Raw genomic sequence first — 25634 nt, forward strand, 5'->3', positions numbered from 1 at the left:
ATGTTAAACATAGAGATGTTTAAATTATTTGTACTCGCCCATTTTTTATAAATCGGTCGATGAAAACAATTTTTAAGCCATTGCCGCATTGTCCTTTTGAATATTCTTGATAATATCCGTTAAATCCGCTTCATTGATAGCTCCATCATAGAAATCATTCAAAGTTTCAATCAATCCTTTATCATCTGGTAAAACCGTTTCAAATACATCTTTCATATGCTCAGCTTCCATATTTGAACCCGCATATTTAACTGTCGCATGAATCAAAGATGTATAAATGACATTCACTAACATTAAATGATATTTATTATTATAACCATCATTACGATTATCAATCACTGTATGTGGACTAATTAGAGCTGTACCTTGATACTTAGCTAAAGTAGGAAACTCTAAATACAAGCCTTTTACTGTTTTATATGTCATTAATTTTAACGCGTATACACACGCAAATTGTTCCAAATCGCCTAACATACTTAAACGATTCTCACTGTCACAAACCTTTTTAAAATTGATATCTAATAAACGGGCAATCACATCACTCACACACTCTAGATTGGTCTTACAAACCACTTCTTGCCTTCCATCTAGATCAGTTGTGATTACGAATAAATCCCCTTCACGATCATAAAATATATTATCTGGATGTCTTAAATTCACCATACCATCACCTTTTAACGAATAAAATTCGTACCCTTTCTTACTTCTTTTTCAGGCAAACCATACGCCTCTTTACCTAAGGCAATACTTCTCATTAAAAATGTCATATTACGAGCTAAAGCACGCATTGTTTGTTTACCCTCTTCATCTTGATTGGCTTCAAGCGCATTATTTCCATGAATCGAATTCCAATATTGACTCGATACAATTGGCATACCACTAATCGTAAAATATTTATTTAATTCATCAAAAGTAGCACTAGCCCCTCCTCTTCGACAAGATACAACGCTTGCACCAACCTTCATTGTCTTATCAAAGCGAGTGCTATAGAACAAACGATCTAACACCACAACTAATGTCGCATTGGCACTGGCATAATAAACAGGGCTAGATACAACAAGTCCATCAGCCTGTTCAAATTTTGGTGCTATTTCATTGACAATATCATCATATACACATTTACCTAAATTCACACATGCACCACATGCCATACATCCTCGAACAGCTACATTTCCAACTTGTATAATTTCTGTTTCAATTCCATTTTCTTTAAATACAGCTTCCATTTCACGTAAAGCCAAATCATTCACTCCACTAGGATGTGGACTTCCATTCAACATTAAGACTTTCATTCTTTTTTCCTCCGAAAAAACCTAACTCTATTTTATCATTTGCGTCAACATGATAGAATAGTTCTTATGAAACATATAGTAACTGGAATATTAGCACATGTCGATGCGGGAAAAACTACGTGCATCGAAAGCATGCTTTATACATCAAAAACAATTCGAAAATTAGGTCGTGTTGATCATCAAGATGCTTATCTAGATTATGATAATCAAGAACGAGAAAGAGGTATCACAATTTATTCAAAAGAAGCTCATTTTCATTGGAAAGATAGTGAAATCTATTTGATTGATACACCAGGCCATGTTGATTTTTCAAGTGAAATGGAAAGAAGTCTTCAAGTATTGGATTTAGCCATTCTTTTGATTAATGGGCAAGATGGCATTCAATCTCACACTTCTACGATTTGGAAATGTTTAAAACACTACAACATTCCAACATTGATTTTTGTCAATAAGATGGATATTAGTTATAAGACAAAAGAAGAGCTCATGAATGATTTAAAAACACATTTCTCATCCAACTGCATTGATTTTAAATCAGAAGATGTAGAAGACGAATTGTCCATGTTGAATGAAGATATTATGAATCACTATCTAGAAACGGAAGAAATCGATTCTTCTCTTCTTCAACAAGCCATCTTTAAAAGAGAATGCTTCCCCGTATTCTTTGGCTCCGCCTTAAAGGTTCAAGGCATTGAAAATCTAATGGATGCGATTACTGATTTATCATTTATTAAAGAATATCCACAAGAATTTGGTGCTCGCATATATAAAATATCAAGTGATGATCAAGGCAATCGCTTAACCCATGTAAAGATTACGGGTGGTGTATTAAATGCCAAAGATAAAATTGGTGCAGATGAAAAAGTGGATCAAATTCGTTTGTATAATGGAAAACAATTCGAAATGGTTCAAACTGCCTACCCTGGCATGATTTGTGCTCTAAAAGGATTAAACAACTATGAAGTAGGCCAAGGCTTAGGTTTCGAGTCTGACACGACAAAGCCACTATTAAATGCCTATATGAACTATCAATTATTACTTCCAGAAGGTGTAGATGCGCTTACTATGATGCGCTATTGTAGCGTATTAGCTCAAGAAGATCCACAACTTCAAATCGAATATGATGAACAAACGAAACAAATTTTCTTAAGATTGATGGGATCCATTCAAATGGAGATTCTTCAAAAGGAAATAGAGAAACGATCTAAAGTGAAGGTTGGTTTTACAACAGGAAAAGTTTTATTTAAAGAAACCATTCAAAATAGTGTAATTGGTGTTGGGCATTTTGAGCCTTTAAGACACTATGCCGAAGTCCATTTAAAACTTGAACCACTACCTAGAGGTAAAGGCCTTGTATTTGAATCAAATTGTTCAAATGATGATTTGGCTTTAAATTGGCAAAACCTAATCTTAACGCATTTAAAAGAAAGACAACATAAAGGCGTTTTAACTGGATCACCTATTACAGATATGAAGATCACTTTAGTGGCCGGTAAAGCCCATCTAAAACATACAGAAGGTGGAGATTTTCGACAAGCCACCTATCGTGCTGTAAGACAAGGTTTAAAAGAAGCTGATTCTATAGTACTAGAACCATATTATAGTTTTGAATTGATTATTGAAAATCAATATGTTTCAAAGGCATTGTTTGATTTAGAAAATAAACATTGTACTTTTAAAATTGAGGAAGATATGAACAATCTTGTGCATATCCAAGGAAATGGGCCTGTACGCGAATTGATGGATTATCAAAAAGATGTCATTGCGTATACAAAAGGTAAAGGACAATTTATTTGTGAATTAGAAGACTATCACGAGTGTTTTGATCAAGATAAAGTCATCGAAGAATTTAATTATGACAGTGAATCCGACTTAAGCAATCCAACCGGATCTATTTTCTGTGAACATGGAGCTGGATATTTTGTGTCTTGGGATGAAGTCAAAGAACATATGCATATTCAAATCAAGGAGGCTAGCTCTACTTCCTATGCTTCTTATGTAAAACATACAGTTCACGAAGAGGAGTTAAAGAAAGTATTTAATGCGCTTGGTGGAAACAATAAAAAAGCCGAAAAACCAATCAAGAAAAAGGCAAAAGTAGATTTAAATTTAAATCAGATCCATATTGAAGATAAAAAGCCAGAATGCTTAATGATTGATGGATACAACATGATTTATGATTGGCAAGATTTAAAAGATATTGCCAAAGTCAATATTGAATCGGCTCGCGATGAATTGATCAATCGAATCTCAAACTATCAAGGCTACAAACGAATCAAAGTAATTTTAGTATTTGATGGTTATCGCGTAAAAAATAATGCGGGTTCTCATTTTAACCAAGGAAATCTAGATATTATTTATACAAAATACAATCAGACAGCAGATAGTTATATTGAAAAGGCTGTACATGATTTAAAGAAGAAATATGAATTATCGGTTGCAACAAGTGATGGTTTGATACAAAATGCGATTCTTGCTAACGGCGCAAAAAGAATCTCAGCTCGCGAACTTGAGATTGCCGTAAAAAACGTAAATAAACGTGCACTTTCATACTTAAAGAAATAGTTTATGATATAATAGCGAAAAAGATGGAGGAATTTAATTATGACAAGAAAGATTGCCATTATTGGAGCCGGTCCTGCTGGCTATACATTAGCTCAAGAGCTTGTTAAAGCAGAAAATGAGTATCAAATCGATATTTTCGATAAGGAAGCTGAAATTGGTGGAGCCATTTACACAGGTATTCCTGGATATCGTATGCCAAAAGCATTCTTAGAAAAAGCATATAACGGACTAGTTGAAGCGGGTGTTAAATTCCATTTTAATACTTTTGTAGATCAAACTATGTTTAAAGAACTACAAGCAGACTATGATTATGTAGTTGTAGCCATCGGAGCTCAAATCGAAAATACGTTTGGTTTTGAAACAGGTAATGGTGTCGTTGCCGGATTAACATTACTTTATGATTTAAATATCAACCACAAACAAGAATACTTTAAAAAATATAAAAAGGCCATTGTTTGGGGTGGAGGAAACGTAGCGATGGATTGTGCAAGATCTTTAGTTCGTATTATTGATGATGTAACGATCGTATATCGTAGATCTTTACAGGAAATGCCTGCAAGCCCTGCAGAAATCAAAGCTTGTGAAAAAGAAGGTGTCAAGATTGCCTTCTTAAACAACATAAAAGACATTTTAAAAGATGAAAATGGAAATGTTTGTGGTGTTCAAGTTGCGAAAATGGAACTTGGAGAGATGGATGAATCTGGAAGAGCTAGCTGCCATGAAGTAAAAGACTCATTATTTACAATGGATTGCGATCTAGTTGCGATGGCGATTGGTCAAAAAGTAGATTTTACACCATTAAATAATGATTTAAAAACAACAGAAACACACGCATCGACTTTAGATAATGTATTCATTATTGGAGATGCCTTTACGGGACCAAAAACAATTGGTAGTGCTGTAATGGAAGGTAAAAAGATTGCCAAAGAAATCATAGGAGCGAAATAATCGTTCCTTTTTTTGTGTTTTAATGTTTTTTTCATATTGAACCTTTACAAGCAGCAAGCATATGTCTACTTCTGGGAATGGATTTATCATTGCATTTTAATGACAATCCCAGGGCGCGTATAAGAACCTCTGGTGGTAGTCGTGAACAATTACGAATCGTTAGTCCTAATTGTATCTGTATTAGGCATCTATACGACTCTAATTGGCTTTGTGATTCAGCTTTTGGTTGAATTAATCAAACGAAAATGAATAAACAATATAAAAACTACCTACGCCAACTCTTCCAAAGTTTGTAGGTAGTTTTTACTACAACTATTCCCAGAAACATATTTGTATGTTCCTTTTTGCATGTCTATTATATCATAAACGCTTTTCAAATCCACCATCAATTTCCTGATCCTCGCTAATTGTCACAAAAGCTTTTGGATCAATTTCATTGACAATTTTTTTGAAGTTACGAATCTCATACTTATTAACAGCACAGAATAAAATATACTGTTCTGTATCTGTATAAGCGCCCTTACCCATCCAGTATGTTACTCCACGACCTGTTCTTTCCATGATCACATTCTTCATATTTTCTTTCTTTGTGAAAATCAATACAGTCATGTTGATATTTTGATAGTGGATGCGATCACTAATAAAGTAAAGAATTGCCACAAAGATAATGGAATAGAGTGATGTTTGTAAATCAAAAATAAAGGCACAAATTGTAAATAAGATTGAATTAATAATAATCGATAGCTTACCTACAGAAAAGCCTGGCTTTGTCTTCGATAAACAAACGCCGGCAATATCCATACCTCCACAACATCCACTACTCTGTAAGGCAAGTCCTACTCCAATACCACACATCAAAGCTCCAAAAATACAATTTGAAAGCATGTCTGGCATAATCACAAAAGATTGTTTTGGCAAAATTGATAGAGTTATTGTTTGTACCACTAAACTAAGAACAGTCTTGATACAAAACTCTTTATTCATGATTTTAAATCCCATAATAAATAAAGGAATATTGATCATAAAGTTGATGATACCCACCAAATTCATATGGCCAAGATTTGGCACCATCTTCACAATAAAATACTCAATGATCTGTGCAATACCAATGGCACCACCAAAGTTAATTCCATTAGGTGTTACAAACAAATAAATCCCTAAAGAAAGTAAGATACTTCCTACAACCAACTCAATATACTTTTCAACATTTTCTCTCATTTTTTACCCCAACCTAATCTACATACATAGCTAAGTATAATGGAAGAGTTATTTTTTTACCATTCATTCCACAATTTCCGTTCACAAATTTGTATCCATAAGGAATATTTGCATCCTTCAACAATTGATCCATTGATTGCGAACGATTATTTCCTGCCTTTACTTCGACTGGAATTACTTTTGCGTTTTGTTCAACCAAAAATTCTATTCCTAAATTCTTATTTTGGTAGTAGTGAAGCGAATGATGGCTTTTCATTAAAATATCCGCTATTAGATTTTCATATATACCACCCTTTACTGGACCCGTTAAAGTATCATCCAATATAGCCTGTTTCATTTCAAAACCATACATTGCGACCAACAAGCCTAAATCTGTTAAATACATCTTGTAGAATTTATCATTTTCATATCCAACTAAAGGAAATTGACAAGCAGATACATTTTTACAAAGCCATACAAGCCCAGCATCTCTTAACCACTCAATACTATTTTCATATTTTCTTGCGGTAGCCTTAGATTCCACAACCGAAAATTGAAATTTTTTATTCTCTTTTGCGAGTTGCTTCGTAACCGACATGTAACAATTCTTTACCTTTGGTTTTTCAGATGATGAAGCATATTTTGAAATATCATCCATATAGCTTGAAATAATTTGTTCCTGAACTTTTTGTACTTGTCCAAAATGATTTGAATCTAAATATGTTTGTACAACAGCAGGCATTCCACCTACGACAATGTATTCACGAATCAATCGCATGAATTGATTATGTATTTCCTCAGGAATTCTTTCTTTTGAATCATAATATTTTTTTAATATCTCCAACGTATTTTCACTATATCCTTTTGCCCACAAAAATTCTTCAAAATCTAAGCCATACATTGTAACCGACAACTCATAGCCAACAGGTATACTCGTTACTTCCTTATAGCTAATGCCTAATAAAGATCCACTTGCGACTACATCATATCTATTATCTAACGCCAAGAATTTCAATGCCGTACGCGCATTCGGGCATTCTTGAATTTCATCCAAGAAAATCAATGTATCCCCTTCAATAAATCGTATATGAGGCATCACCAATGTCATTCTCGAAAAAATCTCTTCTGCCGATAATGAGTTTTCGAATATAGTCTTTAATTGTGGATTCTCAATGAAATTTATGTAGATATAACTCTTATAATTATTCTTTCCAAAATAATCAATAATATATGTCTTACCAATTTGCCTTGCGCCACGAACCAATAGACATTCTTGATTTTTTTCTTTTGACCACTTCAATAACGTATCATAAAACTTTCTTCTTAACATAGATACCTCCTAGCTCTATTATATCATTTTTGCATATTTTTCGAGGTTATTTTTTGCCTTTATGCATATTTTTCGAAGTTATTTTCGATCAATATGCATATTTTTCTTATTTATCTGTGGTTTGATAGTACAAATGACGAATTGCCATGACAGGATGATACAACAACATTCTAGGTCCAGAAAAGCGCATCACATTACGTATCTGTTCTCTTTGATCCTTCTTGTAACAATGTACCTTACATTGTGAACAAAACGTTTTCGTTTCCATAAACGGACACTTTTCAATACGCATCTTTGCGTATTCATACAAAGCTAAACATTTTTCACACAATTCTTTTTCTTTATGCTTCTTTCTACAATACAAATGTATCATTTCATACACTGTACGCATTTCTTTTTCTCGCTTATCCATTAGCTGACTCTTTCAGATTCCATATGAATTACACGATCACAATACGATAAAGTCGATTCACGATGTGAAACAAAAACAATGGTTTTATCTTTCCTTTCTTCATAGATTGATTTTAAGATAGCCCCCTCATTCAAACTATCCAAGTTACTCGTAGGCTCATCCAATAAAACAAGTTTTGAATCATGTAAAAACATACGTGCAAGACCTATTCTTTGCCTTTCTCCACCCGATAAAGAACTACCTAACTCTTCTACCATTGTCTTATAGCCATTTGGCAAAGACTGAATATACTCATGAATATTCGCCTTCTTACAAGCCACTTCAATTTCTTCTACTGTCGCATCTTGTTTAGCTACTTTTAAATTATTCTCAATCGTATCATGGAAAAGAATCGTTTCCTGTGTAACATACCCTTCATTCTTTCTTAAATTGGAAGTATTTAAACCCTTAATATCAATCCTATCCACTAAGATTTTTCCTTTTGAAACATTCCAAAAACGCATCAACAATTTTAATAAAGTACTCTTACCACTGCCACTCTTTCCTTGAATTCCAATCACTTCATCTTCTTGAATATTCAAATTCATATCTTTCAAGATTTGTTCTTCGTCATACGCAAAATCTACATCTAAAATATCTAAATTATTAAATTTAGCTTCATTACCATTTACTACCTCTTCAACCACAGGTGTTTCATCCAAAAGTGATATAACTCTTTGTCCAGCCCCAATTGTCTGCGATAGTGTTGAACCTAAATTGGCCAACGCGATGACAGGACCAAAAGAAGAAACTTGTAGAACACTTGATACAATCGTGGATTGAATTGAACTATTCAAAGATACATGAATCAGACATAAGCCTAAAGATAATAAGACAACACATAGATTCGTTAATGAAATTGTCTTTGCCTGAAAATGTTTTAAGTCCTTTTCGCGATTTGCCAATAAAGCCGTTTGATGATTTAAACCCGACAAGCGACGATTTGTATCCATATACTGCATACTTTCCTTTAAGCCACGCATGCTCTCTAATACATAATTATTTAAATTGCCAGCTTCTTTTCGATATTCTATCCCAATATGTCTTGATTTTTTTGAAATATAAATCGGCAAAGCAACGCCCACTACAACATAAGCGAAAAGTGAATATAGTCCATAGATCCATCCAAACTGTATTTGAATCATCACACAAACTAAGCTTGTAACAAACGCAATACAAATTGGTGAAATGGTATGTGCATAGAACACTTCTAACAATTCAATATCAGAAGTAATCAAAGAAATTAAGCTTCCTTTATCTTTTACTTCTAGCTTTGCAGGACACAACCTTCTTAATGCACCAAATACTTGATTCCGAATTCGAGCCAACAATTTAAAGGCAATATAATGATTACATGCCTGTTCTGCATAGCGTAAGATTCCTCTCAATACTGCACATACAAACAACAAGATCACAATCGTGTTAAAGCTAAATAAAGAGTTGTTTACTAATGCCATACTTGAAAGTACAGGAATAAAAATAGCGCATAAAAAGCCTGCCACATCCATAAAAATGGCACAAATCATAAATCCTGTTAAAGGAAATACAAGCTGAATTAAACGTGAAAATATTTGAATTGTACTCATATTAGGCACCATATCTTTCTAATTCTTTTTGTGTATTAAACAACTCACAATACACACCCTTTTGTTGGATCAGTTCTTCATGACTTCCACTCTCCACAATATTTCCATCTTTCAAACAATAGATTTGATCTGCATGAATTAGATTTGCCAAACGATGCGAGATACAAAGCACAAGTTTCTCTTTTGATAACTCATATAAAACTTCCATAATTTTATTTTCACTCTCTACATCAATATTGCTCGTAGCTTCATCCATAATATAAATTGGTGAATCCTTCAATAAGGCCCTGGCCAAAACTAAACGTTGTCTTTGTCCTCCTGATAAGTTTTTGCCACCCTCTAAAATACGCATGTTAAGTCCACCTTGTTCTTTCACAAAATCAAGGATACCTACTTTTTCTAAAGCCATATTCATTTCTTGTTCTGATACTTTTTTAGCCATAGCTAAATTATCTCTAAGACTTCCACTAAATAAGTAGCTTTCTAAAGAAACTAAAGTCATATATGGATAGATATCAATATCTTTGATTTCATAATTTGATAATTTTAGTTCACCACTATAATTTGTATATTGTCCCATCAATAAAGAAGCAATCGTACTTTTTCCACTACCACTCTCACCAACAAAGCCTATTAATCCTTTGTTGGCTTCAAAACAAATATCGTGCAAGACTTCTTTATCGGTATATCCAAAACAAAGATTGGATGCAGATATAGAACAATCCTTTAAATCTACTTCTTGTTTCTCATCTGTTTCCATTTCTAATATTCCAAACAATTTATCACTTGCGGCCATACCATTCATCGCAATATGAAAATAAGACCCCAATTGGCGCATAGGAATAAAAAATTCTGCTGAAATTAAAATAATAAATAATGTTTGAAATAAATCCGTTGTGCTTGTTAACGCAAAAACAATTCCCAATGCACTTCCTCCATAGGCAACTAGATCCATGACTGTTATCGAATTTAGCTGCATTGTCAAAACCCGCATTGTAATCTTACGAAAGTTTTCACTTTCCACATTCATCTTTTCGTGATAATGACCATCCGCCTCATAAATCTTGAGCGTCGTTAGTCCTTGAAGATTTTCTAGAAAACTATCCCCCAACTTTGTATATTGCCCCCAGTATCGATTTAATAGTTTTTTCGCAAATTTTTGTACAAACACAATCGACATAGGAATCAAAGGGACACATATAAGTAAAACCAAAGCAGCTTTAAAATTCATAAAAGAAATGACAATAAATAAAGTAATTGGTGCAATTAAAGAATAAAAGAATTGCGGAATATAATTGGCAAAATAGGTTTCTAATTGTTCAATACCTTCACTAGATAATTGTACAATTTCTGCCGTACTCCATTTATTTGTATATCCAATTCCAATTTTAGATAACTTCTCATACAAACGCGAACGAAGCGTTTCCTTTACAATATGACTGGATTGATACGACATCTCAATTGCCTTTTGATTTACAATATAGCGAAGTATTAAACATATAAAGATAATTCCAATACATAAAATATTTCTATGTTTTGTGATAATTAAGCATAAACATGCCGTAGAACATACGTTACAAATCAATCCAATCCATTGATACAACACATTCTTTTGAATATAAGGAATACTTTCTTTTACCGAAAATAATAATTTTTTATTGATCATAATCCACCTCAGTTAGTTGAAACAAATCGAGTTTACAATAACTAACAATAAATGTCAAACCCAAAAAAACAACTAGATTTCTCTAGTCGTTAATTTCAGATACCTTAATTGTTTTTATGACAGGCTGCTTACTTTCAGCAATTGTACCATTATCATCCATGGGATCAGCATCCTCACAAATTTGATCTACGATCTTCATTCCCTTAGTAACATGTCCAAAAGCTGCATATTGTCCATCTAATGAATCATTATCTTCTTGCATAATAAAGAATTGTGAACTTGCCGAATCATAATCTGAACTTCTTGCCATAGAAATAACACCACGCTTATGCTTGATATTATTCTTTACACCATTATCCTTAAATTCACCCTTGATTGTCTTATCCGATCCACCTGTACCATTCGCATTAGGATCTCCTCCCTGAATCATAAATCCTTTAATAATGCGATGGAATGTCAATCCATCATAGAATCCTGATTCAGCTAAATCTACAAAGTTCTGTACCGTAATAGGAGCTGTTTTACCATCCAACTTTAGTGTAATTGTTCCATAATCCTTTACTTCAATTTTAGCGATATAATTCTTTGTCTCTTTTTGACACCCAAATAAAGATATACATAGAACAAACGAACATAGAATCGTTAATAGTCTTTTCATCATTTTCCACCTCCTCCTTATTTTAACAGGACAAGTCAAAGAAAAAAAGGATGTTCCCCATCAAAAGACAGGTAAAACATCCTAATTAGATCTTAGTATTCTAATCTTCTGTAGTAACGACGAATTTCCATTGGGTGACGAGTTTCGATTTCCATGTGAACGTCAATTCTGTTGTTTACAGCGTGCATTACATGGTGAGACAAGTGTTTACGATATTTTTCGCTAATACCCTTTAATTCGTAATCTTTAGAATCGATAATTGTGTAGTTTGCACAAATTCTCGGAATGAAGTTAGCAACACGTTCAGATAATGGACGTTGAGCATCTTCACCAATATAAATTGTAACTGGAGTTTCTTTAGTTACGATTTCGAACATACCGTGGAAGAATTCATTAGATGTGATTGATTTAGTTTTTAACCATAATTGTTCTTCCCAGTAGCACATTGCGTATGAGTAAGTAGCTCCCCATTGGTTACCAGCACCTACGAAATAGTGCATTTCATCATTCCAGTGTTTTTTAGCAAATTCAATTGCGAATGGTTCAGCTTGCTTTTCAACTTCTACTAAATCTTGTGCTAAGTATTTGTCGAATTCTGCATACATATCTTCGTAGTCTTCGAATTCACCATTGTTGAACATGAAACGGTCAGCAACCATGAAGAATTTTAATTGTTCGTTAATTGGATAAGAAATCTTGTAGTCTGCTAAGTCTAATAAGATAGCTTCTTTAGCATCAACGAATGAAATAACTGTAGCGCCAACTTCTGCTTTGATTTTTTTGATTGCGTCAACAACTTCTTTAGTATTTCCAGTTACAGAAGAAATGATAACTACTGTATCTTTAGTAATACGTTTGTTTCCTGTAGTTAAATATTCAGCTGCATTTTCTGCCCAAGTTTCAATAGCTGACATTTCTTTCATGTGTACAGTTGCCTGCATAGCACTTGCCCAAGTACCACCAACACCTAACCAGCAGATATTTGAATATCCACGTTCACAAATTTCATCAACGATTTCGTTGATTTGAGGGCGAAGAGCCAATGCGCCATTCACGCTGTCGATTTTTGCTTGTTCATTAAAATTAATCATTTTATTGTTCCTCCTCATCTAATGAATTAACCTGCTAATACGCCAAAATAAGCACCGATTACGCCAATGATCATTGTTCCGAAAATTAAAATTACTGGATTGACTTTCTTTTTCAATAAGAAGTAATACAACCAAGTACCACCTAAACCAATTAATCCTGGCATAATTCCGTCTAAAATTGATTGAAGTGTTGTAACTTCATCACCAATTCTAGATAATTCAACATTTAATGTTGTCCAAACCATATCTTTAGACATACAACCAACTACCATAACTCCAAGGATACTTGCAGCAGATAACAATTTGTCCATCATTCCATTTTCTTGCATCTTTTGTAAGTAGTTGAAACCTAAATTGTATCCAAAGTGAGCACCGAAGTAACGCACGATGAAACATGGAATGTTATAAAGTAAGAAATATAAGATTGGTCCCATGATATTTCCAGCTTGTGCTAAAGAAATACCGATACCAACAGCGATAACACGTAAACATCCAACAAAGATTGAGTCACCAATACCTGATAATGGACCCATTAATGCAGTTTTGATACTAGCAATTGCTTCTCCATCAACTTCGCCTCTAGCCTTCATTTCTTCCATTGAAGTAACTACACCACCAACAAATGGAGCCAACTGTGGAGTAATGTTAAAGAATTCAACGTGTCTTACTAATGCATCACGATATCCTTCTTCATCACCTTCATAAATCTTTTTCAAGTTGTGATTCATCATCATCGCAAAGGCAATGTGCATCTGACGTTCATAGTTCCATGAGAATTCCATTCCTAGAGAACCTTGGTTAAATGCTAAATCTGTAATATCTTTTTTAGTAATCTTAGAAGTCATCATCGTCAGACACCCCCTGTACAGCTTCTGTTTCTGTTACTGCTTGTTTATCTAAGAAGTTATATTTTACCAATACTAAGATAACACCGATCATTGCTACACCTAATACTGGAACGCCCATATAAGCAGATAGAATAAATCCTAAGAAGTAATAAGGAATATTTTGTTTATTAATTGTCATACGCATCAACATTGCGAAACCTAATGCAGGTAATAATCCGGCAGCTGCCGCCATACCACTAGTAACGAATTCTGGAATTGCATTGATCAAATTGCCAACTGCATCGCCACCTAAATAGTAAGCAAATAATACTAATAAGAAACGACGTACTACTGTGATCATACCAATTAACCAGTGCGTAAATACTACACCATTATAATTTCCTTTTGCTGCATAATCATCTGTCCAACGTAAGATGATTGAGTTAAATACATTACATAAGTTACCAATTGCTTGAGAAACTAATGCGATAGGCATCGCCAAAGTTACAGCTGTTTCAATTCCTCTACCAGTCGATAAGGCAAATGCTGTAGCCAAAACACCACCAACGATTGTATCAGGCGGTATATAGGCACCAACACTAACTGCCCCCATAAAGAATAATTCTAGGCTTGCACCAATTACGATGGATTGCTCCAAATTACCAACTATTAGCCCTACTAATGGAGCTAAGATGATTGGACGGTTGATATAAAGAGAACCCATTTGATCCCCTAAAACACCAAGTGCTGCAACCAAACCAATCAAGATTGCTTGTAACAACATATTTTGCTCTCCTCCTTGCTATGTTATTAAAGAACGCTTTGTACCGGCACGCTACTTTCGCTGGCCAATTGTCGGATTTCTACTTCAACGCCTTTATCCAACATTGCTTTTATATCCTCTTCATCTTGAGGGCCTACAAATATAGCTTTGCTAATTTGCCGATATCCGTCTTGTTTTTTTGCTCCACCTAAGTTAATACTCTTAATGGCTGGAACTTCTTGTACTAATCGATATGCATCGTGAATTGTTTGAACTACGATTAGTAATTTGTACTTATCTGTAACACCACTATTTAATGCTTTTACAGCATTTTCAATGTCTTTGATAACCAACTTAACACCTGCTGGTTTACCTAATTTCAAAGTTGTTTTCCACATTTCATCATTTACTACCGCATCGCTCGCAACCAAGATACAGTCTGCTTGTACTGCATTTGTCCAAGAGAATGCTACCTGACCATGTAGTAGTCGATGATCTACACGACATAACTTAATCATTTTTTCTCCTCCTAAAATTCTTCTTCATTGTCGGTTGAAAGAAGATCGTTACAATAAATCAAGCCATCTTTGGCTTCTTGTACACTTTGGCGAATCATGTTTTCAATATCATCATCTTGACGCATAAATACATTCATCAATAATCCAAGATTCATACCTGTAATTAAATGTGTATTTGGACGACTTAAACGCTTCATCCATTCATTATTTACGCTACCACCAAATACATCTGTACATACAATGACTGAATCTGTATCTGGAATGTCTTTTAGTGATTCTTCAATCAAATCATTTACATCTTGTCCTTCTTCAACATAGGCTGTAATTATATGTGTGTTTGGCTGTTCTCCCAAAATAATTTGAACAGAGTTGTAAATGCCGCGTGAGAATGTCCCATGACTTGCCAAAATAAAGTGTCTCATTACTTCTCCTCCTTTCCTAAATTTTCTAAAGCTTTTAAAGTTGTCTGTTCTGCAACCCAAGGCTTTTCATAATATCTAGAAGTCGCTGTTTCCAGTGACAGATATCCATGGTATCCATTGGCCTCTAAATCAAGAAGATCTTGTTTTAGATCTCTTGTTCCATCTGACCATGCCAAGTGACCCGTTGGCTTTCCATCCACAAAGTGTGTATGGATCACATCTTTTCCAAACGCATCAAAATAATCTTGAATCGTATTATTGACGCGTGCCATAGCACCAAAATCAATACATACCTTTAACTGTGGATGATTGACTGCATCCAAATATGTCTTTAATTGTTCCACACTATTTGCAAGAACTGATTCATCTGGTTGTAAAGCTTCGATTGCCACCAAAATATCGTTAGCCATCGCATAATCACAAACCTTGCGCATCATTTTTACTGAACGATTCCAAGCCTCTTCTTTCGACTCATCATAATAAGCCCAGCCTGTTGTGATCAATATATGTTGGGCATTGACTTCTTTTGCGATATCCACCATTCGACAATAATATGCATATACATCTTCTTGACGTGTTGGACTTGCCACATTGTTTGGCTTTGGATTTGTTTGTTCTGGACAAATACCAATGATTTTTACATCATATTTTTTTGCGTATTCCTTAAGCTGTTCTACACTCTGATTTTTGTTGTAGTCCACATAGAAATGCATAGGACCCGTCCAAATCTCTACGTTCTTAATACCTAAACGATTCATTTCCTTAAAAAAACGTTCAAAAGAATAAAATCTATAATGACTATTCATTCCACATAATCGATCTTTAAAATTCGTCATCGCTCGCTACCTTTCTTTCATCTTCATCATCAGCTATATATTCATATAAGTATGCAATTTCAGAAATTGGCATCTTTACATGATAATTTTTCAACATGGAATCAAAACTTTGATTCACCTGCTGAATAAAATCACTATGGTTATTCGCAAAATCATCTAAATTCTCATATATTTCAATCGCTGTCTTTGTCACCAAACGTTCAACAAGGAAACAAATATGGATATAAATACCAATGATTGTGCGACTTTGAAATTTCTTCTGCATAACCAACTGTAAGTTTTGTACGGATTCACTAACAAAATCCAATAATTTCTGTGGATTTAAGATTGTTAGATTTTCCATGACAGATTGAATTGAGAAATTCTTTAATAAATTTTGATTGAATTCTTCAATTTCATCTTCCTCTAAATATGGTTTAAAGATTGAATTCAAAATATCAATATCTTTAAAATTCATAATATCTTCTAAAGATACACTTCGAACACCTTTTAATTTCAAGCCCAACGGTTTTACCATTAAAACAACGTCATATTTTTCAAATAATGGATCATCATGCTTATTTTTCTGTAAACAATCATAATCATATTCTATAAACTTAATATCAACCTTTTTAGGAAGACTATTCTTCAACAAATGAGACAACTTTTCACTTACTGAAACGCTCACATCATTTGTGATGACAATCGCCTTCTCCTTCTTTGCGACAGATAATATTTTGTAATGACACTGATTTTCTTCACACGACTCACTTAGAATTGTCTCTAAATCGTGATGCTGAACCATTTTCATTCCAACATTTAATGCTAAAGAAGTAGAGATGTTATTGATTACACCCACATTCATCGTGTCACTGATTACATCTCCAATCTCTTCTAAAGATCCCATATCTACTAATAAGATAATGTTCTTTAAATGCATGTTATTGTCGATATACTCATTCAACTTCTTAGTGATTTCTTCCACTGGCGTATCTAAAGGCATGTCGATCGCTTCAAAAATATAATGATTCAACAATGAGTTTGCTGCATCCGCAATGGAAGAAGCTGTTGAATATCCATGACTCAAAATAATTCCCATTGTATCTTGACCTTGAAGTTCTTGGTTGTACATACGAATATTCAACATCAAGAAGATCTTATTCATATTCGACAAACTAACGTTTGTAGCCGTTTTTATTTGCTTAATAATCTGATCAGCAATAATCGACTCATTCATCATCATGTCCGACATTGTCTGTAAACACTCTTGAATATCCTTTGAATAATTGGATTCCCATTGATTCAACAAAGAAGTATTTCTTCCTGTTGAAATAATCATACGCGTTAATACATACGCACAATTTACTGGAAGAATGATGTTTTTCGCATTCTTAACTATATTCAACACATCCATCACTAAACTATTCATCGCATCAATACGAGCATCATGATATGACTGTTCAAACACTAAAACATCATAATAATGACGGACTGCATCTTGACCAATCTCCAAAAAGCGAGCTTGTGAATTCACTTTGTTTTTCAAATCCACATATGCATTCAAAAGCTGTTCCCACATTTGAATCATCTTTTCACCTAATTCATGTTTTTCAAATGAATCGATACGCACAAATGTAGCTTCCTCTTTTTCATATTTATCTACACTCATCTGTTCAAGAAGATGTATTGGTAAATGATAAATTCTCACTTCCATTTCTTCCTCATGAATAGTTTCACTAAACGCATTGGCACAAATAGCCTTGATAGATTTTTGAAGATCACTTATATTTCCTTGAAATTGATAATTAACTAAGAAATTACACAACTTCTCTGAAATCAATATTTTTCTTTTTAAACGCTCCTGCTCCTCTTGAAAAAAATGAACAACCAAGCGTGTACGCTCATCTTCACTACGTTCTTGTAAACTAGGAATATGACAAATCACTGGTATATTGATCAACAAGTTTTCATTCAATGAAATTCTTGGTTCATTCTCGATACAAAGAACAAGTCGCACTTTTGACTGAACACGAACATATTCATTACCCTCTCGACAAAAGTATCCATAACGAAGGAAATCTGCAATTTTTTCTTGAGCTTGATCCGACAAATATTGTGCATCTTGTATACACAACAATTTCCCATCTGAATTTTCCAAGATTCCCTTCTTTACTTCACCATTATGTTCATATCCAAACAAGTCCTCCATTTGAGCTGTTCGCTCTTCATGTAAAGAAACTTTTTTTACATCTAAAACAATATGACCTTTTTCATTCAAATGATTCTGGCAGAACTCTTTCATGCAGTTTACCAAAAACATCTTTCCTGTTCCACGCTCTCCATATAGAATAATTGGAAGTCCATCTGGATATAATAATGCAGATTTTATCTGAGAGATTGGATAACTTAAGCTGCCATCATACCCTACTGATTTTTGGAAATCTTTCAAATCTGGAGAACTATATTTTAATTCCTGCATTAATTCATGAATTGAAATATATTCATTTTGTTTTAGAACAACATGATAAATTTGTTCTAGTGCATTCTTTGACAAATAATAAACAGGTCTTGAACTTATTTTCACAACCAAATCGTCTTTTACTAACTCATTTAAATATTGAGAAGTTAAAGAACGCGAAATATTTAACTCTTTACTAATTGTTATTGTTGTGAAATTTGAAAAACGATCTAATTGAAAATGCTGCGACATTTTTTGAAGATAGTTATAAATCTGTTGTTTTGACGTTAACTGATTCATTTTACACCTCCTAACAAATATCGCCTGTTGACGATATCATTTTATTAAGAAATCAATTTCTAGTCTGTAGTTCCAAATAAAAAAGACACTATTCTGTAAATTTTAAGTAAAATCGACACTTTTGGTATCCGCTTTTAATTACTGTTAAGCCCTTTCATTTTTAATCGTATCCGTATTCGACACTAAATTTCGAAAACTCTTTATTGTGTCTAATTGCACGACATTGATTTTTACGCGATTTAAAAGGAGCAAAAATATAATGTTTCTGCTCCAAACTTTGTTTTTAAATTAACGATTTGACTTTTTGATCCACTCTTTTGTACCCATAACCTTATCTGGGAATGTTTTAAAATCTTTTAATTTCCAAGTCCAGTTTTTATTCGACACAGTTCCCGGTGTATTGATTCTAGCCTCTTCTTTAAATCCACAAATATCCCAGATTGGCAATATAACAGTATCTGCATCTGTATCTAAAGCATATTGACAAAGCATTTCATTAAAAGAACGACTTGAATATCCCTGATTTTTAAAGAATCGACGCAAACTGATACGCTTATTTGAATCATATGTATGATAATCTTCATTACATGTCGCATTATCATGTGTACCTGTATATAATACCGAATTTTTCTTTGCCTTTTTCTTTAATTGTTTCGCTTCCATTCTAAACAATAAAACATCCATGCCCGGTATACTATAATCATCTTCAAGTTCAATCACTTCTGGACGAATCAATCCTAAGTCCTCAGCCACTAAAACAATATCTGGACATGCTTTTAAAATCGCATCAATTAATTTGTGGGCTGGACCTAAGATCCATTTTCCTTCAATAGCTGTTGGACAAGACGCTGGTATCTTCCAATATGTATCAAAAGCTCTGAAATGATCAATTCTTACCATGTCATAACAACGATTCATCCAACTCATACGATTGCACCAAAAAAGATATCCATTTTCTTCTTGCGCATCAAAATCATAGATTGGCATACCCCAACGCTGTCCTGTTTCACTGAAATAATCTGGAGGACAACCCGCAATATATTCTGGTTTTCCTTCTTCATCTAATAAGAAAGCTTCACGATTGCACCATACATCTGCACTATCTAAATCCACATAGAAAGGCATATCTCCCATGATTTTTAAATTTCTTGCGTGTGCATACATCTGGATTTCATCTAATTGTTTATAGAATATAAACTGTAAAAACTGGATATACAAAATTTCATTTTGATAATCATCTAAATCAATATCACGATTTTTCGGCCAATCTTTATATTCATCTTCCCATTCAAACCATGGAGCCCCATTATAAAAACTCTTAAACAATGAGTAAGCAGACCATTCTTCCAACCAGAATGCATCACGCTTAAATGCTTCAAAATCTTCTTTGAACGAATCAAATTCCTTTTTAAAAACTTTAAAGGCCTTTTGAAAATAAGGTTCCTTAAATTCACGAATCTTATCATATTCAACAAAGTCTTTAAATTTATTACAATTCACGATCGAACTTTGTGTCAATAACCCCATTTCACACAAACGATCCAAGTTGATATAGATAGGATCTCCCGCAAAACTAGAATATGTCTGATATGGAGAATGCGTAGGGCCTGTCATTTGTAGCGGCAATATCTGCCATATACTGTAACCTGCATCCGCAATAATATCGATCATTCGAATTGTTTTTTGCCCTAAATCACCAATCCCTTGATTTGCAGGGATAGAGAAAACAGGACATAAGATTCCTGCACTTCTATTCATATTCACACCTTTTGTAATCCCTTTCATTACAACTATTTTATCACATTTTTTTAAAAAAAGACTATATATTTCAAAAAATATATAGTCCTAATCCATAGAAAACAAATCTTTTAGCTCTTCCTTAGATAACATTGATATTCCACCCTTAGAATTTTCGACAAAAATATCACTCATCTCTTTTTTGCGCTTTTGCATTTCATAAATTTTCTCTTCGATCGTATTCTTCATCAACAACTGGTAGACAAGAACATTCTTTGTCTGTCCAATACGATATGCACGGTCTGTCGCCTGATTTTGCGCACTCACATTCCACCAAGGATCAAAGTGGATAACAGCTTGCGCCTTTGTTAGATTCAAACCCGTTCCTCCTGCCTTTAAAGAAATCAAGAATACATTTGAATCATCATTTTGAAAGGCGTCCACTTCTTCTTTACGCTTCTTTTTATCTACCGCACCTGTAATCATATGATATTTAATGCCTCGCTGATTAAATTCTTCAATAAAGGCATCAAAAATACTTGTAAAACTTGAAAACAACAAGACCTTCTTGCCATTCTCTTTTAAAGTTTCAATCAAATCCAGACACATCGTAAACTTTGTACTCTCACCCTTATAGTTTTCATACAACATTCTTGGTTCGCAACAAATCTGACGTAAACGCGTCATCATCGCAAGAATCAAAATGGAATCCACTTGTTCTAATTCTAACTGCTGCTGAAGTTGCTCATTGACCTGAGCCAAATTCGCAAGATACAATTGTTTTTCTTCCGGACTAAAAGTCAACCACATATCCTTCTCCACTTTATCCGGCAAATCTTTTAATACCTGCTTTTTTGTTCTTCGCAAAATGAATGGTGAAACCAACTTTTGTAGCTGAGCCTGTCTTTTTTCATCACCCATTTGAATCGGTTTTTCAAAATTCTTTGTGAAATAATTCAAACTATATAGATAGCCCGGCAATAAAAAATCAAAGATACTCCACAACTCACTTAAACCATTCTCAATTGGCGTACCCGTTAAAGCTAAACGATGTTTACTCTTTAAGGACTTCACACTCTGTGCATTCTTCGTCTTTGGATTTTTAATAAACTGCGCCTCATCTAGAACAATATATTCAAATTCCATTGGCATGTATAATTCCACGTCTCTACGCAAGTAGTCATATGTTGTGATATAAAGCTCATGTTTTTCATTAATAATATCTTTACGTACGTCTTGACTTCCTGTAACACATACGGCATCCACATCAATTTTAAATTTTTCAATTTCTGACATCCAGTTATACATTAAACTACTGGGGCATACAATCAAGCTCGGCTTCTCTTTTGAAACAAACTGCTCATAAAATACCAAGACCTGCAATGTTTTTCCAAGTCCCATATCATCCGCAAGAATGCCATTTAAGCCCATATTTTTTAAATCATAAAGCCATTGGATTCCTTGTTGCTGATAGGTACGCAATAAAGATTTATACGCATCCTTCAATTGAATCAGTTGTTCTTTTACTTTCATTAATCGATTTGTATATTCTGTAACCGAATCATCGTTACGAACATCTAATTCTGAATCCACATCCATTAAATGAAAAGCTTGATATGCTGGTTTTTCAATCGTTTCTTTTTTGAAATCTTTAGGCGTTAAATTCATTGTCGAAGCCAATTCGTCAAGTTGTTCTAATCCAGCATTCTCCAAATCGATCATTTCACCATTTTTTAATTGATAAAACTTTTTCTTCTTTCGATACGCATTTAAGACATGTGACAATTCATCCGCATTGACATCACTATCCAATTCCATCTTCAATAAATCATTTTGCACATAGACTTTTACACTCAAATTCATACTTCGACGATTCTTTAATCGTTTCAACTCTTCTGAAACGTACACATCCGCCTGCTTTTGAATCAAAGGAATACCATGATCCAAAAAATTATAAAGTGCATCACTTCTACCTTTAAAAATAGCCTTATTATCTTCAAGCTTTACGGCATAATGTGAAATAATAGCTTCAATACTCGCAATTTGATTCGAATCTGTATGCGCAAAGAAACTCTTCTTCTGTTTATTCTCTAAATATGTTCCCCACACGACCATATTCGCATTTTCTAAATCCGAATAGACGCGAATATCCTCAATTAGCGTTGTATACTTTTCTACATCCACATTTGTATTTAATTGAATATAATCCATATATGGCTGAAGACATTGTAAATAAAAAGCCCTAAAATCACTCTTTTTAATCAACCAGCCACCTTCTTGCGAAACATTATACGCAAGTGAAGCTAAAAAGCCATCTGGATCTAATGTAAATCGCATAATATTCTTAAATTCCGCAACATAAAAATGTTTATTTCCAATTAAAAAACTATCATCTATATTTACATTCAATTCAAAATAATCTTTATGCTCGAACAAATCTAAACTTAGTTTAATATTCTTTTCAGACAATTCAAAATCCGTATAATCCTTAGGCAAAGAAGCATTCAAATCATAAAAATCATCTAAACATTCCGAATATACTTCCCCATCTTTTTGCCAGTCTTTTGAGAATGTATATTTCATCAAGAACGAATAAATTTTTTGACTTGGTTCATCCAAATCATCTGGATTTAAATAAATCTGTGTATTCTTTCCAAAAGACTCTAATCTTTTCTCAAAGAAACCACGCATTAAATCTTGAATATTTTTTACCGTATAAGCACGATTGACTTGAATCTTTAATTTAAAAGCCACCTGATCATAATAATATGAATTCGTTCGTTGTATCATCAAACGTATCTTATGATCATTCTCTTTAAAAAATCCATTTACTTTCTCTTCTTGACGCTCCTTTAAAAATGAAAAAGCCAATTGATTCATACTATCGATTCTTTGGCGTTTACGCTCTAATTCTGCCCTACGATTTTTTTCAATTACATATTGTTGATAATCTATATGAAACGGGAAAGTCTGTGGATTTATTTCATTGATAGCTCGAACTACACTCACCAAATGCACACACCCTGAATGTGGATCTTGTGAACATGTACAATTTGTGGTCAGAATAGTCCCATATTCATTGACTCTAAAATTTATAGTTTCTTCGCTCCAACGCGTTTGAATAATAGCCTTTACTTCATAATATAAAATCTTATCATGCACCCTTTCAATTAAGATACGTTTAATTTTACCTGCATAATAAGGATCATTAGCCTCATAATATATCCATGAATTTTTTATAAAACGATTTAAAGACTCTTCAAAAATGTGCATACTACCTTACCACCTAACTTTCCTTTAATTATATCATATTTGACTTTCCATTTTTCAGTTGTTAATGTATTAGAAAAGAAAGAAGAATGATTATGGACACAAAGATGTATACAGCCTTACCACAAGAAGCGAAAGACATTCGTATTGAAGTATTCATGAAAGAACAAGGATTTGAAAATGAATTTGATGATATAGATGATATGAGTCATCATATCGTTGTCTTTGATGAAGAAAAACCAATCGGAACGTGTCGTTTCTTTAAAGAAAACGATCATTACACCATTGGAAGGGTAGCCGTATTAAAAGAATATCGAAATCAACATATTGGCAATGTATTACTTGAAAGTGCAGAAAAAGAAATCAAAAAATTAAATGGAGACTTAATTGTAGTGCACGCGCAAGTTCGTGTAAGTCCATTCTATGAAAAACAAGGCTATATTCAATTTGGTCAAATTGATGATGATGAAGGAGTACCACATATGTGGATGAAAAAAAGGATACAGCATTAAGCTACTGTATCCAAAATATCCTTCATTTTTTTTGCGAGTCCCTTTGTCTTTTCAACGGATAAAGAACAAATCGCAACACGAATACCCAAATTTACTTTGACTGTAAAAATATTATTTTTCATTAATGCCTCATGGAATTTATCACGCGTTTCATTATCCATAGATAAAGTTACGAAGAACCCTTCTTTGTAAGGATAGTGTTTTAATCCAACTTCCTTAGCCTCCTTGACAAAGATATCTCCACGTTCTTTTAATAAATTGACATAGTGCAATCTTTCTTGGTCATACGCTTCTTTATGATTATCTAATACGTCCACAAATGTAGCCATCGCACCATTGTTGATGTTTGACCAAGTTGCACGCGCATCCTTTTCAAATACAATTTTCACTTGGTTTACTGCTTCTTTTTCTTGTCCTAACACAATGGCAGCCCCACAACGAAGTCCATAACTTGTCATTGATTTAGATAAACTAAATGCGACAATTACGACAAAGTTTCTCTCAATTTGATCAAATTGTGCAAAGTATTCTTTCGCCTTTTCTTGTCTTGAAGAAAAATCAATATACGCAATATCATTCAATAATACAACGGCATGTGTTTTTGAACATTCATTCAAGAAAGAGATCACTTCTTTCCATTCATCTTCACTTAAAGAATAGCCAGTTGGATTGTGACAAGGATCGTTAATCACCATCACTAATCGATTCTGTTTTTCCATCACTTTTTTACAAGCTGTTTTAAAAGAATTCAAATTAAAATGATCCCCTTCAAACAAGCTATACTTTTCTACATTTAAATTATGCATCTGTGCCATTAACGCATAAGATCCCCATGCGATTTCTGGCAAGATGACTGTTTGTCCTTCATCTAAACATTCTTGTAAAGTCATACCTACAGCGCCTGTTCCTCCAGGTGTTGCGATTACTTCATGTTCTAAGTGTGAATTTCCATTTAATACCCAGTCGTATACTTTTTGTCTAAAATCAGGATTTCCAGTAAAACTAGCCGCATATGCTGCCAATACTTTATTATCTAAATTCTTTAATGAACTAAACACACTATCTAAGGCAACCAAAGTTCCCTCTTCATCATATAAAGAACCGATTGTCGCATCTACAACATTTTCAGCTCCCACTTTAGCTTTAGCCTCTTTTGCCTTGGCAACAATTGAGAATACTGTATCTACGATTGGTGTTTGATTGACACTTTCCTTCACAAAATTCATGC

21 protein-coding genes are annotated in these 25634 nt (G+C 33.7%); 3 read left to right on the forward strand and 18 right to left on the reverse strand.

Annotated features, from left to right (window positions below; translation table 11 throughout):
- Positions 1-72 precede the first annotated feature (72 nt).
- Both Q0E86_RS06095 and Q0E86_RS06100 read right to left on the reverse strand, forming a co-directional pair.
- Positions 73-663 (reverse strand): hypothetical protein, encoded by a 591-nt coding sequence (locus Q0E86_RS06095; protein WP_295755349.1) that lies wholly within the window; start codon positions 661-663, stop codon positions 73-75.
- A gap of 11 nt (positions 664-674) precedes the next feature.
- Positions 675-1292, reverse strand: a complete 618-nt coding sequence (locus tag Q0E86_RS06100) for a flavodoxin family protein (RefSeq protein WP_295755351.1) — start codon at positions 1290-1292, stop codon at positions 675-677.
- A 66-nt stretch (positions 1293-1358) separates the two neighbouring features.
- Between Q0E86_RS06100 and Q0E86_RS06105 the strand changes: the two genes are divergently transcribed.
- Both Q0E86_RS06105 and Q0E86_RS06110 read left to right on the forward strand, forming a co-directional pair.
- The gene (locus Q0E86_RS06105) at positions 1359-3857 is read left to right on the forward strand and encodes a translation factor GTPase family protein (RefSeq protein ID WP_295755352.1); all 2499 of its coding nucleotides are present in this window, start codon (positions 1359-1361) and stop codon (positions 3855-3857) included.
- Between the two features lie 39 nt (positions 3858-3896).
- On the forward strand, positions 3897-4805 hold the full coding sequence (locus tag Q0E86_RS06110) for an FAD-dependent oxidoreductase (protein WP_295755354.1): 909 nt from the start codon (positions 3897-3899) through the stop codon (positions 4803-4805).
- 360 nt (positions 4806-5165) lie between these two features.
- Here Q0E86_RS06110 and Q0E86_RS06115 read toward each other — a convergent pair whose 3' ends face one another.
- The 15 genes from Q0E86_RS06115 to Q0E86_RS06185 form a co-directional block, all read right to left on the reverse strand.
- A complete protein-coding gene (locus tag Q0E86_RS06115) occupies positions 5166-6023 on the reverse strand; it encodes a YitT family protein (protein WP_295755356.1) in 858 nt (285 codons plus the stop codon).
- Positions 6024-6036: 13 nt separating this feature from the next.
- Positions 6037-7332: an ATP-binding protein gene (locus Q0E86_RS06120; protein WP_295755358.1), complete on the reverse strand. Its 1296-nt coding sequence runs from the start codon at positions 7330-7332 to the stop codon at positions 6037-6039.
- A gap of 106 nt (positions 7333-7438) precedes the next feature.
- A complete protein-coding gene (locus Q0E86_RS06125) occupies positions 7439-7744 on the reverse strand; it encodes a nitrous oxide-stimulated promoter family protein (protein ID WP_295755359.1) in 306 nt (101 codons plus the stop codon).
- Positions 7744-9369 carry an amino acid ABC transporter ATP-binding/permease protein gene (locus Q0E86_RS06130; protein ID WP_295755361.1) on the reverse strand — a complete coding sequence of 542 codons (1626 nt, stop codon included), beginning with the start codon at positions 9367-9369 and terminating at the stop codon, positions 7744-7746. Before Q0E86_RS06130 ends, Q0E86_RS06125 begins: the two co-directional genes overlap by 1 nt.
- Position 9370: 1 nt before the next feature.
- The gene (locus Q0E86_RS06135) at positions 9371-11035 is read right to left on the reverse strand and encodes an ABC transporter ATP-binding protein/permease (protein ID WP_295755363.1); all 1665 of its coding nucleotides are present in this window, start codon (positions 11033-11035) and stop codon (positions 9371-9373) included.
- Positions 11036-11117: 82 nt separating this feature from the next.
- Entirely contained in the window at positions 11118-11696 is a 579-nt protein-coding gene (locus Q0E86_RS06140) for a peptidylprolyl isomerase (protein WP_367117383.1), read from the reverse strand.
- 89 nt (positions 11697-11785) lie between these two features.
- Entirely contained in the window at positions 11786-12784 is a 999-nt protein-coding gene (locus Q0E86_RS06145; RefSeq protein ID WP_295755365.1) for an SIS domain-containing protein, read from the reverse strand.
- A gap of 26 nt (positions 12785-12810) precedes the next feature.
- A complete protein-coding gene (locus Q0E86_RS06150) occupies positions 12811-13632 on the reverse strand; it encodes a PTS system mannose/fructose/sorbose family transporter subunit IID (protein ID WP_295755367.1) in 822 nt (273 codons plus the stop codon).
- Positions 13619-14392, reverse strand: coding sequence for a PTS sugar transporter subunit IIC (locus Q0E86_RS06155; protein ID WP_295755421.1), 774 nt, complete (start codon positions 14390-14392; stop codon positions 13619-13621). Before Q0E86_RS06155 ends, Q0E86_RS06150 begins: the two co-directional genes overlap by 14 nt.
- Positions 14393-14421: 29 nt before the next feature.
- Entirely contained in the window at positions 14422-14892 is a 471-nt protein-coding gene (locus Q0E86_RS06160; protein WP_288000708.1) for a PTS sugar transporter subunit IIB, read from the reverse strand.
- An 11-nt stretch (positions 14893-14903) separates the two neighbouring features.
- Positions 14904-15314 (reverse strand): PTS sugar transporter subunit IIA, encoded by a 411-nt coding sequence (locus tag Q0E86_RS06165; protein ID WP_295755370.1) that lies wholly within the window; start codon positions 15312-15314, stop codon positions 14904-14906.
- Positions 15314-16150 carry a sugar phosphate isomerase/epimerase gene (locus Q0E86_RS06170; protein WP_295755372.1) on the reverse strand — a complete coding sequence of 279 codons (837 nt, stop codon included), beginning with the start codon at positions 16148-16150 and terminating at the stop codon, positions 15314-15316. Before Q0E86_RS06170 ends, Q0E86_RS06165 begins: the two co-directional genes overlap by 1 nt.
- Positions 16137-18887, reverse strand: coding sequence for a PRD domain-containing protein (locus Q0E86_RS06175; protein WP_295755373.1), 2751 nt, complete (start codon positions 18885-18887; stop codon positions 16137-16139). The genes Q0E86_RS06170 and Q0E86_RS06175 overlap by 14 nt, the downstream gene beginning before the upstream one ends.
- Positions 18888-19175: 288 nt before the next feature.
- A complete protein-coding gene (malQ, locus tag Q0E86_RS06180; protein ID WP_295755375.1) occupies positions 19176-20672 on the reverse strand; it encodes a 4-alpha-glucanotransferase in 1497 nt (498 codons plus the stop codon).
- A gap of 60 nt (positions 20673-20732) precedes the next feature.
- Complete coding sequence (locus tag Q0E86_RS06185; RefSeq protein WP_295755377.1) at positions 20733-23897, reverse strand: DEAD/DEAH box helicase; 3165 nt, start codon at positions 23895-23897, stop codon at positions 20733-20735.
- A gap of 92 nt (positions 23898-23989) precedes the next feature.
- On the opposite strand from Q0E86_RS06185, the gene Q0E86_RS06190 reads away from it, so the two are divergent.
- Complete coding sequence (locus Q0E86_RS06190) at positions 23990-24406, forward strand: GNAT family N-acetyltransferase (RefSeq protein ID WP_295755379.1); 417 nt, start codon at positions 23990-23992, stop codon at positions 24404-24406.
- On the opposite strand, the gene Q0E86_RS06195 is transcribed toward Q0E86_RS06190, so the two are convergent.
- Positions 24403-25632, reverse strand: coding sequence for a pyridoxal phosphate-dependent aminotransferase (locus Q0E86_RS06195; RefSeq protein WP_295755381.1), 1230 nt, complete (start codon positions 25630-25632; stop codon positions 24403-24405). The two genes, Q0E86_RS06190 and Q0E86_RS06195, sit on opposite strands and share 4 nt — an antisense overlap.
- Positions 25633-25634 lie beyond the last annotated feature (2 nt).

This window comes from uncultured Holdemanella sp., assembly GCF_934754935.1.
GTDB lineage: Bacteria > Bacillota_I > Bacilli_A > Erysipelotrichales > Erysipelotrichaceae > Holdemanella.